Origin of the sequence: Mucilaginibacter sp. SMC90, assembly GCF_022811725.1 — a bacterium.
Lineage (GTDB): Bacteria > Bacteroidota > Bacteroidia > Sphingobacteriales > Sphingobacteriaceae > Mucilaginibacter.
In genome coordinates this window covers 7329793-7346693 of the sequence record NZ_CP094527.1, presented here as the reverse complement: position 1 = coordinate 7346693, position 16901 = coordinate 7329793, and the positions used below count along the sequence as shown (strand labels likewise).

Here is a 16901-nt window from a genome sequence, read left to right as displayed (position 1 = left end):
AGATTAGTATTTTATAATACATGCAACAGTCGTTACAACAGCGGGTAAAATCAATAATTAAAAATATATGTTCCATTCGCGAACAAAAAAGTATTCGCGAGGATATTTAGCAGTAAAACCTGGAATTAGTCAAAATGCTTACAGTAAGATAGAGCTGGGTTATAACGTATTAAGCAGAAAAGCATGCGTGATTTTATAAACCAATTCATTTGAAGATAGCTGAAAGTCAAAGATTTTTTATCTTTCGTCATGATTTCCGATTTGCAACGCGCATTTCTTACGGCCCGGACTATTTTACCTTCGGACTATGATGAACATGTTGATGTTATTGTCATAGCAACCGGTAAAGAACCAGGCCTATGGACACCTCATTTCGTATACCTGCCAGACGAGACACGCTATTTTATTTTCGTACGTGATGCGAAGCGTTTTAATTGGGTATGCAGTGATAAACGACTACAGGATTGGCTTGATGTCAGTAACATTCTTGCATTACGATTGCTTGATGAAGTTTGGCAATAAGATACATTTCGCTAAAATTAAATCAAACCAAACGGAATGCATAATGTCATAGATCAGTTGTGTAATCGACTCCTAACAAATTTAAGATAGGTAATAAAAGCCCGGAAATTCAGGCCTTTTATGATGTTGTTGATCTTTCAACTACTGTTGTATTATTTTTTAAAGATAAAATCTTTCATAATTCAGAATGTGTTACTGATGGTTTATGGCATCGACATTATGCATAATCTGCATTCATTGGATCAAACCTTTGGCCGGGTTCATGCCCGGTTTTTGTATTAATCTGAATTAAATAATTCCTTGTATTCACAATATGGTTGTTTTTTTTCTACAACCATTCGTTGTATGATGTATGATCAGCGTATCTTTATCCGAAACCTTTTACCTTATGGATGAAGCCAGAGCGCGCGAGCTTAGAATCAAATCCGGGCGTAAATTTCTACTTGAGCGGGCTTATCGCTCGCTTACGAGAGAGCAGGTTGCTGAACGAGCCGGGGTTCCGATTGAAACGGTGATCGTTATAGAAGAAGGGATTTCAGACTTTCTTTTAGAAGATATGTTATCACTGCTTAATGTTCTTGACATCGACATAAACGAATTCTTCGCCGATTTAATTTGACAAATTTCTTTTCAAAGAGGTTTTAATGCGTTTAGAGTGAGTATTCTAGAAATACGTTTCTCCAAAAGAGTATATCATTGAATAGAAGGAACTTTCAAAGTCCGTACCGGACATTAGGCCCGGCGCGATGCCAGGCTTTCTTTAATTTTTTCTGTATCTCTGCAATTTTTTTAGTTGCAGGCAATGCGAATATTGGATCATCGGAAAAAAATTCCCCAATCTTGTTGAAAGCGATCCGTGAACATTGACAAGCACTCTAGGCTGCGCCGCACCGATATGACATTTTTCAACTCGAATACCTGAAGAGGCAGCTTAAAGTATTTACACGTGTAGTCTATTCTTTTAAAGAATAATTTGTTGTATTAAACAGTAATTTTGATATTTAAGAAATCGACCATGCGATTAACCGCTAATATTGATAATTAGAGGTATATTTTTGAAGTGATCTTATTTGACGAACCTGAAGGGCTTGAATTTAATGTTTCAATACTCACGCCAGAAATAGGGTGTATGATTGCGCAGAAGGAATTCTCTTCAGGAAAGAGGTTTGCCGGCTCAAATAGGGACGCATTCAGTGTCGACCAGAAAAATGCTATATTTTACGCGATTGACAACGTGAGCTGTCAAAGCCCGACAGATGAACGTTTACCGGTCGAAGAACTCAAAAGTTTATTTCGAGAATTGGTGCGTTCCAAGGAGTCAGCCATCAACTGAAATTTTCATTCTATTTTAAAAGGGGTTTTATGAAAATCATCAATCATGACTTTACGTTACCGCATAACCCGATAATCCTCGAGTTGCAGATCTATTGTAAAAAACTGATGTTGAATCCAGACTGCAATGGAATTGTCAACCTATTTGATTTAAGAAGACGAGTACAGCAACACACCGCTTTGATCAGCTTCAATTATTCAGACTCTTACTTGGAAGACATTTCTTACCAAGTTTCTTCTCATTTAACTCAAGAAGTGTTCACGGTTACCTATAAAGGGGAAATTTTCATTAAAATAATTGCCCGTAAGAAACAATTTGAATTTGCATTTAAAGATCTGGATGCAAGCCGGTTTAATTAGCTGTTAACTTTTAATAGATTTAGCGCAGGCGTATATAACGTTTTTGAAAGGATTGGACTTTGCAAAGAAAGCAGAAACAGGAAATCATTCAATTTTTAGCTTTTTGAAACAAATTTTATTGGGATTTGTCTACTTTATTTAGGATTGTTTAGGAAGGGTTAAATTGGCAAAACGGGCGCAGTTGCGCCCGTTTTTTTGTCTGTAGTAATCGCTATATCCGTAGAGGTTGGTGATTGTTTTCGGGAAAAGAGTGTAACAGGTAATTAAACTTTGTCCATGTTCAGCTATAAAAAAGCCACGCTTACTGAAAAGCATGGCTAAGGATTGTGTTATTTAATACCCCTTTTAAAATAACAATATGAATTCGCTGAAAGCAATTAAAAGGTTTTTAATTTTAAAAAAAAAGCCCGGCTATGCGGGCTTGGTTGATGTAGGGCCGTATCAGGAATATTAGTGCTGTCCAACAATTTCAATATAAAGGTAGTTATTAAGTTTGTATTGTTTGTGCAGGCGGGATGAAATTTTGGTTATTTTTTGGCTGAAAATTGACAAAATGAAAATCGTCTCCCTGATTTGTGAATGATGTAAATATCAGATTCATGCGAACTAACCATTCTCCCGCGCAATGGTTTCTACGACTTTTCCCCGGTCAATCAGGTTTCTGCGAAATGTTCCAGAATGTATCGTTGTCGTGCTATTCCGAAGCCAGAACGAATCTTCGCGTCCGGGCGAAGGCGATAGGGCGAAGGTCAACCTCTCCCGGAAATCTTAAATCTGGTGACAGGGTACGATGCAGTAATTCATAATTGAGGAAAAATAGGCAACGGTCTTGAGACGATATGGCTTGAAAAGGGACGTTGGCGATCTGATAAATTCGCTTTCCCACAAAATATCCGCAGGTTTTGGCTTCGCAGGGGAAGACCGGGCAATAATATCAGTTATACTCTCCTCCTGGAAATACTTGAAGCGTTAAGGGTAAGTCCTGCTGATTTTTTATTCAAGGATTTGGTTCAGGAATTTTGAAACCCGTCATGAGCCCGGGAAAAACAAGAGGGTCTTAAAGACCTGAGAGCGCTAATCGGCTCCTATGAGGCGCGCCGTATTTTTACCTCCCCGTTTTTCCTGTCAAAAATATGGCGCGTTTTCAGGGGCGGGCAAAGCCCGCCCGCCGGGGAATTAAAGACATTTCTCTCAACGGATTGTGGGTTCATACAACCATATATCGGTATCCACGCCGGACAAATGCTGTTCGATCATGGCTTTGACCTTTAGCCAGTCCAGTCCGCCGTTCCCGCATCCCAAGGCCGGCATGGCCAGGCTTTTTATTGCATTTTCCTTGAGGTAGGCTACAAGCGTTTGCAATCCGCTTTCGATATACTCATACCTGGAAGGAAATTTCCAATGCTGTTTGGTCGGGAAATTGATGATCAACCGTTCGCCAAGGATCAGTTCGCTGTCCCTGACCGCCAGTATCTGCCCGGTGCGGAAACTCCCGTTCAGGCAGGCAACTTTATAAATCTCAAAATTATGGGGGAAGGCCCGTTTGAATTGCAAGGCGATACCTTTGCCCATCACGCCAACGGTATTCACGGTATTGACCAGTGCTTCCGCACTTGAACTTAACAAATTTCCGGTTGTGTAACGTAGCATGGGTATATGGTTATGAATGAATAACTTTACTGTTTTTAAGGTCGCAAATATAAGGTATCCGCTCTAAGGTTATGTCGGGTGCAGATCGTTCCATGTGTTTAATTTATGATACCTGTCTTCCCAATAATTTTGAATATAAAGGTAAGGTTTCGGTGGGGTGTCCTTACGGTAGTACCGAAAATCGTTCTGCCTGCATGATGGCCAGTTTAAGGACGGTTACAATGATCTTGTTACCTGCGAGGCCGGTTATTTCCATGCTGTTCAATTTTTAGCGGCTTTGAAATAAAGTCTTTCAGGTTCAGAAAACAGCCCCGGTTAAACAGGATGCCCTCTCGGAAGAGCTGCCATAAGAGCGATGCGCCGTAATTGGCCAGTGTGGAGTTGATGAACAAATCCTGTTTGGTCAGGGCCTCGGCGAGGGAACAGCTTGGGGTGTCGTCGGCCTCCTCGGACGACAGCAATAAATCCCGGTACTCTTCAGTCACGAGGGGCAGGCTATCCACGGTTTCGTATTGTTTGGAAAGGGGCTGTGTGATCTTGTCCAATGTGGACAGGATAACCTGCCCGCTTGTCCGGCTGTTGCCGAAATCCATCCAGTATTTCGGGCGGTTCCGCCCGTGATAATTGTGTACAGTTTCTATTAAAATTTTTGCGATGCTGAACCTTGCTTCTACTTTGTCCACGCAGCTGATGGTGAGGGTGGCGGATGCCGCAGCGTTTCGGTCAGCCATGTGCTGATCGTACCGCATCGTTTCTGCTTTCCAGTTCGACCCAAAAAAGCGGTTGATGCGATTGATGAGGGCAACCGCTTTGAACTGTCCGAGTTCTGCGGTCGTGAACAACTGCCTGCCGAGGTTGGCCGTTTCCACTTTGTCATCATCGAACAGCCTGACCATTAGCCCCGGATGACCCAAATTGATCAATGACAAGTTCATCCTTGCGAGGGCGGTAAGCACCTGTCCGCCCGTACCGCCTGCGCCGATCAGGTTGACCGTGATGGGGTTGTACGGCCGTAATATTTCGTTTCCCACGATATGTACTGATGGTTTTTTGATTTTGATCTTTTTCATCAGAGCAGGGATTTAAGGGTGTATGGTGTTTTGAGCAGTTCCTGCTGCGGGAAATCTTTCCCCGCGCCGGAGAGTTTGCGCCACAGATCGGTCGTATTGGATTTCGTGCTGTTATTACCGCTGATGGAATGGCTGAAATAACTGTTGAAAAACTAACTTTCCCATGCATCCATAAAATCTTCCAACGATGTCGTTTGGCCGATGTTGATGCTGACCGTACCCATACAAACCGCCCCGTTATGATAAATATTGAGATAAGGGGCATGGTAAAGGAGGGTGTCCAAATTGGGTTTGGTCTTTCCCCTGACGGCAAAAACTGAAAGCTTTTCGGCATTGGCTTTCCATACCATGCCGGGGATTCCGCATTTTCCTGACCGGATATCGAGGCTCTCAACAAAGTACAGATCAACCTGCGTGGGTGGCGTGTACCAAATGGCGTTTCCGTTGGTTTGCTGATTGACGTACAAAAGATTAGCGGGTAAAAGTCCTTTACTTTTGAGGTAGCCATCTTTTAAATCCTGCGAGGTCTTTAAAATTTCAGATAAGCCTGTCATTTCCTTGATCGTCAGCGGATGGGCGTTAACCGGTTGCCCGTTCCTGCCAATGTCATAGCTTTCGACATAGATCTGCGTTTCTCTCGGCGTGTTCTCGATCTGGCTGATATCCGCTTCCCGGTCGTGCCTGTACAAAAGCAGGACTTTAAAGGGTTGGAAGCTGGTATTAAATTGTTCCGTTATATTCTTCATGATCGTAGTCGTCTAAAAGGTTTCGCAGGCGCTCCATTAAAGGGAAAAACCTGTTCTCAAAATCAAAGTCGTTGTTTTCTTTTGGTGGCATCCGGTCAAAGCATTTCACGGAAACGGGCTCATCCATGACGGGCATTTCCTGAAAAGTGCAGTTGATGAGTTCATCCAGTTCATCGGCAAAGCAGTCTGTCCCGCTCCAATAAAAGCCTGTATATTCAGTTGGCTTGATGCGCTCGTCCTCATAGGGGTAAAGCAGGTCGGGGTGTATACTATCTGCCAGTGAACGAACGGGGTAGTCCCGGTGTAACTTCAGGAAATCCAAGCCGATTAATTCCCATTCCAGTTCGTGCTGATCCCGGTGACGGTAGGCGGTCACGACTTTTTCCATCTGTGCCAATTGCTGCGGATTTTGGATAAGGCGCAGGATGTGAATACCCGCCTGCCTTAACCCGTACATGGTATTTTCCCGTTTTTCGCGCCAGGCTTTATCTTCTTTGTCGTCCAAACCCTCGTCCTCCGCTTCGTTCAGCCAGTTTTCGAGGCAGTCATACTGGCTGTCCATGAATGTACCATGCTCTGCATAAAATGGAAGTCCAACAATCTGGTAGAGATAGGCGAAAATGACGGTGAGCAATCCGGCAATCCGCTCGTGCTGCGCCGATTGCGACCACCGCCAAAAGGGGCGAACCGGGAGATAGAAAAAACAGCCTTTCAGATCGAATGTGCTGACCACTGCTAAAACGGCCTGCCTGCTTTCATCCGCCATGATCATACAATGATCGTTTTGATTGGCCTTACTGATCTGTCCGGCAATTTCTTTCCATGAATCATAAACATTCTGCGGAAAGGGCAGGGCGGACATATCCGGTATTTGGAGGCCATAATAAGCGGAAAGGTTCAGGAGGGAGTTATTAAACTCCAGCTCCATGACTTCCCGTTTTCCGGTAAATGCCCAAAAGGGTTGGAAAACATGGCTCAAAAAACCATTTCCGCTACGCCCAAAGGGGCGCTTCTTGGCGGGTTTCGCCTGACTTCGCCGGCATCCGGCAGGCGATCTAAGCTGCCTGCCCATGCGCCGAACAATTGCTGTATTTTCCATTGGGGGCTGTCGGGTTTAATTTGTATAATCCTGTTCTTTCGCTGTGTTCTCATCTTTATCCTTTAGTTCCCATCGTCGTTTCGAAGCGGTACTGCGCTTCGCCGTCAATGATCTCCGGGCCTGTGATCTTGGCATTCGTTAATATCGGATATGTCCCGCTGTAGAAATGCTGTACATCGGTAATGGCGAAATTCTCGTTCGGGTCTGTCAGTCGGACATCCTGCCCGTTGACTTTATGCAGGAATACCCGCTGTAATTTGTTTACTTTCATGGCAATTGCTGTTAATCGTTGAACTGTTGGGTTAGCTTGTCATAGGTTTCCTTACCTGCCTGTATCTCTTTGCGCCTCTTGTTGAGGGTTTCGACCTGTTCGGGATAGTCGGTAGGGTCGGGTAACTGCGCCAACGCTTCGGTGTATTTCATCTGCTTGGCCAGTTCTTTCGCCCTTTCCATCGCCTCGTCAAAGAGGCGTTTCTTTTCCGCTTTCGCCTGTTTGTCGTCAGCCTGTTGGGCGAACAGGTCATTTGCTTCGTCGCTGTCGTTGTCGTCCCCGGCCTCGTCAGCAGTTTTGACCTTTTTGCTGTTGGCAGTGTTTTTGTTTTTGGCTTTTTCAAGTTCTTTCTGATAGGTTTCCAGATTATTGACCAGTCCGATGGTCTGCTTGACTGGGGTGGCCAGTTCCGTAAAAAATCCCTCGTCCAGTTCGGCGGCTGTTCCGCCGATGGTCATCGGCGGGAGGGTATTTCCTGCGGTCGCCGAAATTTCGCCTTTGCGCAATACGACCGAAACGGTCAGCTGCCCTTTGTTGTCGTTGTGGATATTCAACAGCATATTGCCCTCAAAGGCGAATGTGCTGATCTGTTCAAAAAAGTTCGTTTTCATATTGATTAAGATTTAAATAGGTGGTTCAATACTGCGAGGGCAAGCCAAAGCATACCCGCCAACAGGAATAAACTGGCGATCACCGAAAGCAGGGTTTCCAATATCGTCGTACAGATTGCCCGCCGATAGGAGGGGAATTGCTGTAGCCCTGCCACGTTTCGCCGGTAAAACCTGCGCCTGCCGATCAGGCAGCGAATAAGCAGGCCGGTTACGATCAGTAATAAAGCATAGGAATTGTTATAGTTTCCTCCTGTGTTCATGGTCAATTAAATAAAAGTTCTACTGCGGGTTTAAATTTCGGGTCGCTGTGCTTGGCTTGCGCCACATACTGCATTAAGGCATGGGCGCAGAAGATGGCCGTATACCCGTCGAATAACTGGTCGGCGAACACGTTCGGGCTTTTATACAGGTCACGGGTATATTTGGCCATGATGCGCTGTACGTCTTCGGCCAGTCCGAACCAAAACTCCACGCCGAACAACTGGTCTTTCCAGTCCGCGGCGATCTGCTCCCGGTTGTTCAATACCGTCTCGGTGAGTTCATTCAGGTAGGCAAGGAATGCGGGGATTTCCTCGTTCAGCAGGCTGTGCAATAGCCTTGCTTTTTGCACGTTGTTCAATATTCTTAAAGGCTGCATATGTTCTGATTTTAAAAGGTGAATAAAAAGGGGGGATCGCTCCCCCTGTCAGGTTAAGAAAGGCTGAGGGCATCGACACCACGGCGGGCAAAACCCCCGCAAAGGTTGAATGCTACCTGTGCTCGTTGTTTGGCTGTTCCCTCGATGATCGATTTAAATTTGGCGTCACCGTCCTTGAAGTTGCGGACGTTCTGATAATAGCCGGTGATGGCGTTGTAAGCGCCGAACAATGTCCCGGCAGTGGTTTCCATCTGCTGCGTTTCGTTTCCCATCGCATAGGCGAATGCGTTGTCAACGATATTGGTATAGGTGCTTGACAGTTTGTCAAGCAGGCCGAGTTCCAAATTGGTAATGACCTCCTTATTCGGGGCCATTGCGACTTGTATCAGTTTTTTTATCTGTTTGTCGGTAATCCGAACTTTAGTCCAGTAATTGAACAATTCCTCCAGTTCGGTGGCCATCGTATTGGAAATCCCCATAAGCGTATGCGCCTGTTTCAGGCGGTCATTGGCCGAAGCGGTATGCCTGATCTTGATCGCTCCCGTCTGATTGCGGAGTGCAGCATTCAGGGTATTGTTGCAAACGATGCGAATGGGTGTAAACGCTGCGGAAATGCTGCCGAAGCCATCGTGCGAGGTGGTCAGGAAAAGGTATTGTTCGATCAAATCCGCCCTGCCCACCTTCATATAGTCCGGTAATTTGGCGGTAATGAATACCCGTTCCCCTTTGCCCAAAGCGCCTGCGGTTTCGTACTGTATACCGTTGCCACCGCCGACGATGGCATCAAAGAACTGAAAGGCATCCGCATTTTGCACCACTTCGTAATCCTTGCCGACCACGCCCAGCACGCTGTTGTTGTCGTTGCGTACGGTAGCATAAAAATTAGGAACTGCGATCTTGCCGAAATCCTCGCCGTTGTTCAGGTCATTCTCCAATACGTTGGTGAACAAAGGGCGTTTTTCTACGGTATAGTCCAATCCTGCAAAGCGGATAGCCTCGGCGCTTGTAGGGTAATCTGCGACGATCTGCCCGAGGCCATGCCATGCTTTTTGTTTCACGCTGAAGAAGCTTGTTTTTCCGGTCTGCTCGTTATAAAAAAGGTTGTGTGCCATGATCTTGATTTTTAAGGGTTAAAAAATGGATGGATTAGCGTTGTCTTTGCAAAGTGCTTCGGGTGTCACTGTTCTGTGATGCGCCTAACAGGGTGATCTCGTTCGTGTGAAAGTTGAGGCTCGCCATCGGTTCTCCGTCCCTGCTCACCCACGGCCTTGCGCTCATGTGGCCGTACAGCTGTACCAATAAACCTTTGGTCAGGTATGGCGCTAATTTGTCGGTTCGCCAGAATGAGCAATCCACATAGGTCGTTTCCTCTTTTTGTTCCCCGTTTGAAGTGTACCTGCGGTTGATCGCCAACCTGAACCCGGTCACTTTTTTGTCAGTACCTGTCGTTCTCACGGTAGCATCTGCTACCAATCTTCCTGTTATCTCCATGATGTTCAATTTTTAAATTTTACCAATTCGTTAATTTGCTTTTCCCTTTAGCCGCCTGCCCCTGAATGCTGTTTTCAAAAGAAAAAACGGAAAAAAAGAAAGCCCGGAAAGGTGCCCGCGCGGGGCAAAAGGAAACGGAATAATTGGAGGGGACCCTTTGGGGAGGCGGCCGTTTATGCCGTAGTCTTTTGCGGATGATGACCAGGTCTTATTGCCGCGGGCAAAACCTTCGCTGGCCTTTTTATCCGTTTCTGGCGAAAACAGCGGGTAGGTCCTATAATTTTCCAAACCTTCGGATACAAATGCAGGAATGCTATGATGCGTTTGCCGAAATTCAGCCTGCAGGACTGCTGGCGATTGTTGTATACGTACAATAGAAAAAGGGGAGTCGCGTCCCCTCAGGAAGATGATGTTGCCGCAGGGCTGGCCTGTTTTACCAGTTGATCCTCTTCGATCAGCGGGGACGGGCAGATCATAGACGAAACCTTCGGACAGCAACACTATCAATGTCGACAGAGCCGTCGAAGATTTGCAAATCCTGAGGAAGCAGCTACCAATCAATAAAATGTCGCTGTAAGACAATTTTGGGGGAAACATTCCGGTTGCCGCTTTCATTGGCCGTTAACCGAGGTACGTCAATCTTTATATTTACGCTTGTCGGCGGGAGGTCAACGGCAACCAGAGCAACCTGATCTGTGAAAATGTCGCGCTCAAGAAGAACCAGGCAAAAACGAACTACTGGTGGGCAACTGTGTTAGCCGGGCGCGACCCTTTTAGAGTCCCGGCAGAACATTTAATGGCTATGTTCAGGGTCAATGGCTAAATATGATGGTTTCATCACAATATAATGGTACCTGTAAAATGGAAATTTTCTGCAAGCCCGGTTTGCTCCTGCTATGGCGCGCCGGTAAATCGTGTTATAGGAGCGTTTTTTTACTTTTTCTCAAAGTTGCACCTTTACTGAACTATGAACTATATTTTATGATCCCGGTTATTTTTAAATCGTAATACTTCGGCTACTTAGGAGAATCTTTTTAACAGCTTTACATTTTCTCTCGATATTCGGGCGATAAAGGTATCGCTTACTGTTATTTTAAGGTTTGGGGAATCGTCGCTATTTATTTCCATATGATCAGGTTTATCTAATCCGTTTTTCTCGCAGATTTCCACTATCGCGTCATCGAACGCTGCAATTTTTGATATGTTTACTTTGAAAATCATAAATTGGAAAAATTTGTTAAATATATTGACTTTCAGCAGGGAACAACCTTTTAAAAAAATGTTTATAGCGTTGGCCACTGTGGCAACAATTATGATAGTTGTAATCATCGTAATGGCAATATATCTTTCTCCGTTGCCACCTCAAATAATTTCCCCGCCGTCAGAACCAATGCCGTTCATTGACCTGACACACTGAGAGAAACATGTTGATCGCCGCGCGGAGTTCCGGGAAGCGGGGTCTATCCGGGCAGTTTTCCATGTGCATCAGCGCCCTGGCGGAATGCCACCTGTAGAAAATGCCGAAGGTCCGGCCAAATTCAAGGACCGGGAAAAGCGATGCTCAAAGCCAAATTTTGAAGTCAGAAAGAAGATTGCTTTACCGACAGCTAAGAATATTGCGGATCCTTGTCTCGGTCGTATTTTTTCTATGGCCGTTTCCCACCACTCCTGACCAACCAGCTGGGCTGTAGTCGTCGCGGACGGAGTTTGCGCACAGGCCTTTCAGGCGATAATAAATTTTTGCAGTACAATTACAAAGGTTAAAAAAGCCTGCATGAACATTTTTGGCAGACATAGGGCACTGAAATGGTATTTTTCAAACATTTTAAGAATATAATCCTTTATGATAAAATCTTTGTTATGACTAAAAAGAAAAACCTATTTGAACGTTTTGCAAATTGGGCAACCAATGCGACTGGCAGTTCAACTGCTTTTATTGTTGCCGCTTTAACGATTGTCATTTGGGCGGCGACCGGCCCTTTAGCCCACTACTCAGAAACCTGGCAGCTGATCATCAATACCGGGACGACAATCATTACTTTCCTGATGGTTTTTCTGATTCAGAAATCGCAAAATAAAGACTCCAAGGCAATACACTTAAAGCTGAATGAGCTGATCGCTTCGCATGAAGGCAGTAGCAACAGGATGGTCAACTTGGAAGATTTGAGTGAAGAGGAATTAGATCAGTTACGCAAGTTTTATATGAAACTTTCCCGGCTGGCTTTTGATGAAGATGATATCACCTGCACGCACTCTATCGATGCGGCGGAGGAGAATCACCAGATTAAAATGGGGCATTATCAAAGCCGCAAAAGTTATGTTACGGGCAGCTCGGGGAAACCGAATAAGAAGGATGTGTTAATCAAACCAGCTGCAAAAAAATCCTCGGCAAAATCGGTAAGTAAAACAAAATAATGGAAATTTTACGATCTTATGGAGCACGCCTTTGATGATAAAATGATGAAATGCAGCATGGCATATCAGTAAGACCCCAGGCAAAACCCAGTGGAAGAAAGGTAATTTTTTGCGCTACGCCGTTCGTTTCGTCGATCTTAAATTCCAGCCAGGCCTTACCGGGCAATTTTATTTTGGCATACAACGGAACGTTTCTATATTTGCTTAAAGCCATAAATTCATTGCCTCTTTCGGCCACGATAGGCCTCGGCATAAAAGGGACATAAATCGGTCATCAGTGGCTGATTTTATCCACAATCAGACAGCTGTTTGCAGCGGAAAAATTACAATAAAGCAAAGGCTATTATTAATCACCAAACTCACCTATTACCAATTCCTTACTTCAGCTGTTTCGTTTCTCAGCGATGGCAGCCAACATTGTTTTGAAAGGCTGGTTGAACTTTTCAATGGCCTCCTGTTCCAAATGAGCAGTGATTTGCTGTAGGTCGATGCCCGCATGATGTAGCTGAATCAGCGTATTGTCTGCCGAATGGAGTCCCGATTCCAGGGTATCAGTCACTACTCCATGATCGCGGAAGGCGTCAATAGTTTCCAGTGGTGCGGTATTGACTGTATCGGGCCCGATAAGTGCTTCAACATACTTGGTGTCCCGGGCAGAAGGGTCTTTGCTGCTGGTGCTGGCCCACAGCAAACGTTGCGGTTTAGCACCTTTATCGGCCAGTTTCTGCCAGCGCTCTGAATGAAAAACCCTTTGATAGATAGCATAAGCTTTTTTAGCCGAAGCGATTGCGACCTCGCCCTTCAGGTCCTTCAACCCTCTATCTACCAGTATGGGATCGACGAGCACATCAATGCGGCTGAGGAAAAAACTGGCGACCGAGGCGATCTGGCTAAGGGGCTCTCCCTTGGCGAGCCGGTCTTCCAAACCGGAAAGATAAGCCTCGACCACGGCTTCATAACGCTCCAGGCCGAAGATCAGCGTAACATTGACGTTTATTCCGGCAGCGATCGCCGCTTTGATAGCGGGCAGGCCGGGCAGGGTGCCGGGGATCTTGATCATGACATTTTTTCGGTCGACCCGTTGCCACAAGTTCTTGGCCTGGCGGATAGTTCCTTCGGTATCTAAGGCCAGCGCTGGCGAGACTTCCAAGCTGACATAGCCATCAGCGCCCACCACATCGTCATTATAAACGGGATCAAAAAGGTCAGCCGCCTGCTGAATATCGGCGATAGCCAGTTCGAAAAACAATTCTTCGTCGCTTAGCGAACTATCGGCTTTCGCCTTGATGTCGGCGTCATAGTCCGAACTCGAGGATATGGCCTTTTCAAAAATTGCCGGGTTAGAGGTTACGCCACGCAGGCCATCCTCATCGATCATTTGTTTGAGCTTACCGGTATTCATGATTTTCCGATCGATAAAATCGAGCCATATGCTTTGCTTGTGTTGGTGGATCTGTTTAACTTTATTGTCTGCCATAAGAGCTGTAGCAAATGGGAAATAGTTCTCCGCCAAGCAGGAAAAATCAAATGCTATTTAAATAACCCGGCTTTACAACTTATGTTTGTGAAGATGTCAGATAATAAATACTTTGACTGAGTCGCGTTCGTAACGTTATCTTTCCCAGAAAATCGTCTAATTTTTGACGAGAGAGCAGTTTGGGTATCTATACTTGCCGTTAATTACACGATACAGCAGCTGGGTAGACTGAAATGAAATGTCGAACCTTTATGCTCTTCACTTTCTACCCAAATCTTACCGCCATGGTCGGTCACAATTTTCGAAGTTATATAAAGCCCCATACCCAATCCGGCGTGCGTTTTGCTTACGTCTTCAGCGCGGTAAAATTTATCAAAAATGGATGTCATGGTATCTGCCGACATACCTATACCCTGATCTTTAATTGATATAGTAATATACCCCTCACTATCAAGAACTGAACCAACTTCTATGTCTGTATTAATGTTTGAATATTTGGCCGCATTGCCCAAAAGATTCGAAAATACCTGCTCCATCCGTAGGGTATCGATCATTACATCAGCATCATCCCCCAGAGTGCTGTTAATGGTATGATTAGGCATAATACTTTGCATCACTGCTAACTGCTCAATGATAAAACTATTAAGCTTCACTTGCTTTAAATTGTATTGCAAGTTGCCATTTTCAGCCCGCGAAATATCAAGCAGTTGCTGCACAAGCGAGTTAAGCTTGGTAGACTGCAAGTCTATTTTATTTAATATTCCCTTCAATCGATCGGAAACCGGTTCTTTAGTGGTTTTTGCCATCTGAGTGAAGGCTTTTAAAACAGTCAGTGGTGTTTTAAGCTCATGGCTGGCAATGGAGATAAATTCAGTTTTCTTTTCGTCTATCAGTTTTGTCCGTCTTAATTCCTCTTCCTGCTCCGCGGTTAGTTTGTGCAAGTGCGAGTTTCGTCGTTTTATTTCTTCGTAAGGATTAAGGGGCTGTTCCTCCTGAAAGAATTTTTTAAGTATGCTGATCTTAACCGCGTCGAGCTTTAATGACCGTGGCAGCCCCAGCTTCATATCTATAATATAAGCACCATTCTGGCCGGTTAATTCAAACTCAGGCACCAGCTTTTGGGCATAGTAAAAACCTTCATCGCCAGAGGTTAGTTTGATTTCGCTATTGAAGGTTACGTTGGCCTTTAACACATACCGTGTTTTATTTTGTTCAATCCCAATAGCGAGCGTGCCGTTATCGGTGTATTCAATAACGGCCCGGGCCACTTCAGATACAGCAGTGGCAAATGTGGTTTGTGTCGCCACGGTTAATCCAAGCTTTTCGGCAACCTTCATCGACCGCTTGTGAGCAAGCACCAGGTCCATTTCATTCTCTAGCGAGATGCTTACTATTTCTGTCATTTATTTAACTTTTGCAATGATCACTGACATATCGTCATTTTTACGTGCATGGTCTTTATATATGGCGGCGGCTAAAATGGAAAGATCGTATTTATACATTAACGGGTATTTTGCCATATCGATCCGGGTTTTAATCCCGTCAGAACAAAGCATCACCTGGTTGAATTCATCAGCGGGGTACTGCTGGTCGTTCATGGTATTGGGTATGTTATGGCCCACGATGCCGTTGTACGACATATGGTTTTTGAAGTTTATAGGTCCAAACATGCGCGCTGCAATATTACCTACGCCTGCAGATGACCACTTTTTTTCGCCGTAATGATAGCCGACTACATTTATTACCGCTCCACGGGTTTTTTTTATATTCGCATGAATAAATCGCAATGTTTCCGTAGGACTGTAATCAGGAAATACTTTGAATGCGGCGGCGGCCTCGTTAATAGCCTTGTTAGCCTCGGGGCCGTGCCCTAAGCCATCTGCCAGCATCATCTTTAAATATTTATCTGTTTTTTTATACACAAAGCCATCGCCGCTTGTTTTTTCGCCCGGCTTGGATACCACTATCGGCCGCATGATTACGTTGTCGTCCGCTTTCGACTTTTCGGGGTCGCTGTAAACACGGCTAAGTACTATGGTCCCCCAGCCTGGTTGCGAATAAAGCTCAAAAGTATCCGAAAGGCGTTTCATGCTACCTAAACCATGGCCTAAAGTATTTGTTGTTGAAACCCCGTCAACCATCATCCGGGCCGGGTTAACCATTCCGGGCCCATTATCAATGCTGATCAGTTCAATGTAAGGCGAGCCTGCGTTGGCAAAAGTACCCATCAATATTTCGCCATCGTCACTGTACTTATACAGGTTAGATGTCATTTCGGCTACAATGAGGTCAAGCTCATTGATGCGGCCCGCATTCATCCCGGCCTCAGTTGCCAGCCGGTGGATTTCTTTTTTGATCAGCGAGAAATAACTGCGGTCGTCCGCTGCAAAACTGATATGCGTAGCGTCAACCATTGGCCCATTTTATGATGGTAACAGTCGTGCCTTCGCCAACTTTACTCTTGATTTCAAACTCGTTCACCAGTCGTTTTGTGCCGGGTAATCCCAGCCCAAGGCTTTTACCTGTAGAAAATCCATCGCGCATGGCGGCTTCAATATCAGGGATTCCCGGTCCTTTATCAGAAAATACCAGCCTGACACCATTATTACGGCCGCTAGAAACAACCTCGATCTGGCAGACGCCGCCATTGGCATAGCGCATCATATTGCGTACCAGTTCGCTGGCTGCTGTAAGCAGACGGGTCTGATTAACCAAGCCCATTTTAATTCTTACGGCGACTTCTTTCACCCGGTTTTTTAAAAAAACAACATCCTGCTCTTTTAGTACCTGCACGGTGTCTTTACTGAGTGATAATATCATCGTCGGTCGATTCCTGATCTATGTCTTCTTCATCTATATCAATCATCGATTTTAGCAAGCTCATGCCACGCTCCATGTCCAAAGCAGTATGCACACCTTTTAATGGTAGGCCCAGTTCTATCAACGTAATGGCAACCGCGGGCTGCATGCCTACAACTACCGTTTCTGCATCCAGTATTTTCGACATGCTGGCGATATTGCCAATAATACGTCCCATAAATGAATCAACAATCGTTACTGCCGATATATCTATCAAAACTCCCTTGGCATTCGTCTTATTTACCATCTGGACAAGGTCGGCCTCCAGGTTAAGTGCAAGGCGGTCATAAAGATCAACCTGGATCGTAACCAGTAAAAAATTGCCCAGCCGCAGAATAGGAATTTTATCCATTATAAAGCG

The 16901-nt window shown here is 45.2% G+C and carries 22 protein-coding genes; 4 read left to right on the top strand and 18 right to left on the bottom strand.

Annotation, left to right across the window (positions count from 1 at the left end):
- Nucleotides 1-261 precede the first annotated feature (261 nt).
- From MTO98_RS30720 to MTO98_RS30710, 3 genes are all read left to right on the top strand, one after another.
- Nucleotides 262-522, top strand: coding sequence for a hypothetical protein (locus MTO98_RS30720; protein WP_243483039.1), 261 nt, complete (start codon nucleotides 262-264; stop codon nucleotides 520-522).
- Between the two features lie 388 nt (nucleotides 523-910).
- Nucleotides 911-1141: a helix-turn-helix transcriptional regulator gene (locus MTO98_RS30715; RefSeq protein WP_243483037.1), complete on the top strand. Its 231-nt coding sequence runs from the start codon at nucleotides 911-913 to the stop codon at nucleotides 1139-1141.
- Nucleotides 1142-1884: 743 nt separating this feature from the next.
- Nucleotides 1885-2214 (top strand): hypothetical protein, encoded by a 330-nt coding sequence (locus tag MTO98_RS30710; protein WP_243483034.1) that lies wholly within the window; start codon nucleotides 1885-1887, stop codon nucleotides 2212-2214.
- A 1191-nt stretch (nucleotides 2215-3405) separates the two neighbouring features.
- On the opposite strand, the gene MTO98_RS30705 is transcribed toward MTO98_RS30710, so the two are convergent.
- From MTO98_RS30705 to MTO98_RS30650, 12 genes are all read right to left on the bottom strand, one after another.
- Nucleotides 3406-3864 carry a macro domain-containing protein gene (locus MTO98_RS30705; RefSeq protein ID WP_243483032.1) on the bottom strand — a complete coding sequence of 153 codons (459 nt, stop codon included), beginning with the start codon at nucleotides 3862-3864 and terminating at the stop codon, nucleotides 3406-3408.
- 230 nt (nucleotides 3865-4094) lie between these two features.
- Nucleotides 4095-4934, bottom strand: coding sequence for a PRTRC system ThiF family protein (locus tag MTO98_RS30700; RefSeq protein ID WP_243483030.1), 840 nt, complete (start codon nucleotides 4932-4934; stop codon nucleotides 4095-4097).
- A gap of 152 nt (nucleotides 4935-5086) precedes the next feature.
- Nucleotides 5087-5680, bottom strand: coding sequence for a prokaryotic E2 ligase family D protein (locus tag MTO98_RS30695; protein WP_243483028.1), 594 nt, complete (start codon nucleotides 5678-5680; stop codon nucleotides 5087-5089).
- Nucleotides 5655-6659: a hypothetical protein gene (locus MTO98_RS30690; protein ID WP_243483026.1), complete on the bottom strand. Its 1005-nt coding sequence runs from the start codon at nucleotides 6657-6659 to the stop codon at nucleotides 5655-5657. Before MTO98_RS30690 ends, MTO98_RS30695 begins: the two co-directional genes overlap by 26 nt.
- Nucleotides 6656-6832 carry a hypothetical protein gene (locus MTO98_RS30685; protein ID WP_243483024.1) on the bottom strand — a complete coding sequence of 59 codons (177 nt, stop codon included), beginning with the start codon at nucleotides 6830-6832 and terminating at the stop codon, nucleotides 6656-6658. Before MTO98_RS30685 ends, MTO98_RS30690 begins: the two co-directional genes overlap by 4 nt.
- A gap of 2 nt (nucleotides 6833-6834) precedes the next feature.
- Nucleotides 6835-7050, bottom strand: coding sequence for a PRTRC system protein C (locus MTO98_RS30680; protein ID WP_243483022.1), 216 nt, complete (start codon nucleotides 7048-7050; stop codon nucleotides 6835-6837).
- Between the two features lie 11 nt (nucleotides 7051-7061).
- Nucleotides 7062-7661: a PRTRC system protein E gene (locus MTO98_RS30675; RefSeq protein ID WP_243483020.1), complete on the bottom strand. Its 600-nt coding sequence runs from the start codon at nucleotides 7659-7661 to the stop codon at nucleotides 7062-7064.
- 5 nt (nucleotides 7662-7666) lie between these two features.
- Nucleotides 7667-7921: a hypothetical protein gene (locus MTO98_RS30670; RefSeq protein ID WP_243483018.1), complete on the bottom strand. Its 255-nt coding sequence runs from the start codon at nucleotides 7919-7921 to the stop codon at nucleotides 7667-7669.
- A gap of 2 nt (nucleotides 7922-7923) precedes the next feature.
- The gene (locus tag MTO98_RS30665; protein ID WP_243483016.1) at nucleotides 7924-8298 is read right to left on the bottom strand and encodes a hypothetical protein; all 375 of its coding nucleotides are present in this window, start codon (nucleotides 8296-8298) and stop codon (nucleotides 7924-7926) included.
- Between the two features lie 53 nt (nucleotides 8299-8351).
- Complete coding sequence (locus MTO98_RS30660) at nucleotides 8352-9410, bottom strand: DUF932 domain-containing protein (protein ID WP_243483012.1); 1059 nt, start codon at nucleotides 9408-9410, stop codon at nucleotides 8352-8354.
- 34 nt (nucleotides 9411-9444) lie between these two features.
- Nucleotides 9445-9789: a single-stranded DNA-binding protein gene (locus MTO98_RS30655; protein ID WP_243483011.1), complete on the bottom strand. Its 345-nt coding sequence runs from the start codon at nucleotides 9787-9789 to the stop codon at nucleotides 9445-9447.
- Nucleotides 9790-9819: 30 nt separating this feature from the next.
- Nucleotides 9820-10404: a hypothetical protein gene (locus MTO98_RS30650; protein WP_243483009.1), complete on the bottom strand. Its 585-nt coding sequence runs from the start codon at nucleotides 10402-10404 to the stop codon at nucleotides 9820-9822.
- A 1245-nt stretch (nucleotides 10405-11649) separates the two neighbouring features.
- Here MTO98_RS30650 and MTO98_RS30645 point away from each other — a divergent pair.
- Nucleotides 11650-12204, top strand: coding sequence for a low affinity iron permease family protein (locus MTO98_RS30645; RefSeq protein ID WP_112575424.1), 555 nt, complete (start codon nucleotides 11650-11652; stop codon nucleotides 12202-12204).
- A gap of 16 nt (nucleotides 12205-12220) precedes the next feature.
- Here MTO98_RS30645 and MTO98_RS30640 read toward each other — a convergent pair whose 3' ends face one another.
- The 6 genes from MTO98_RS30640 to MTO98_RS30615 all read right to left on the bottom strand — a co-directional run bounded on the left by MTO98_RS30640 (nucleotide 12221) and on the right by MTO98_RS30615 (nucleotide 16892).
- A complete protein-coding gene (locus tag MTO98_RS30640) occupies nucleotides 12221-12457 on the bottom strand; it encodes a hypothetical protein (RefSeq protein ID WP_112575363.1) in 237 nt (78 codons plus the stop codon).
- Nucleotides 12458-12586: 129 nt separating this feature from the next.
- Nucleotides 12587-13681 carry a transaldolase gene (gene tal, locus MTO98_RS30635; RefSeq protein WP_243483007.1) on the bottom strand — a complete coding sequence of 365 codons (1095 nt, stop codon included), beginning with the start codon at nucleotides 13679-13681 and terminating at the stop codon, nucleotides 12587-12589.
- Nucleotides 13682-13884: 203 nt separating this feature from the next.
- Nucleotides 13885-15084, bottom strand: a complete 1200-nt coding sequence (locus tag MTO98_RS30630; protein ID WP_112575365.1) for a sensor histidine kinase — start codon at nucleotides 15082-15084, stop codon at nucleotides 13885-13887.
- A complete protein-coding gene (locus MTO98_RS30625) occupies nucleotides 15085-16095 on the bottom strand; it encodes an ATP-binding protein (RefSeq protein WP_243483005.1) in 1011 nt (336 codons plus the stop codon). It lies immediately after the preceding gene.
- A complete protein-coding gene (locus MTO98_RS30620) occupies nucleotides 16088-16501 on the bottom strand; it encodes an anti-sigma regulatory factor (RefSeq protein WP_091221043.1) in 414 nt (137 codons plus the stop codon). The genes MTO98_RS30625 and MTO98_RS30620 overlap by 8 nt, the downstream gene beginning before the upstream one ends.
- Nucleotides 16482-16892: an STAS domain-containing protein gene (locus MTO98_RS30615; RefSeq protein WP_243483002.1), complete on the bottom strand. Its 411-nt coding sequence runs from the start codon at nucleotides 16890-16892 to the stop codon at nucleotides 16482-16484. The genes MTO98_RS30620 and MTO98_RS30615 overlap by 20 nt, the downstream gene beginning before the upstream one ends.
- Nucleotides 16893-16901 lie beyond the last annotated feature (9 nt).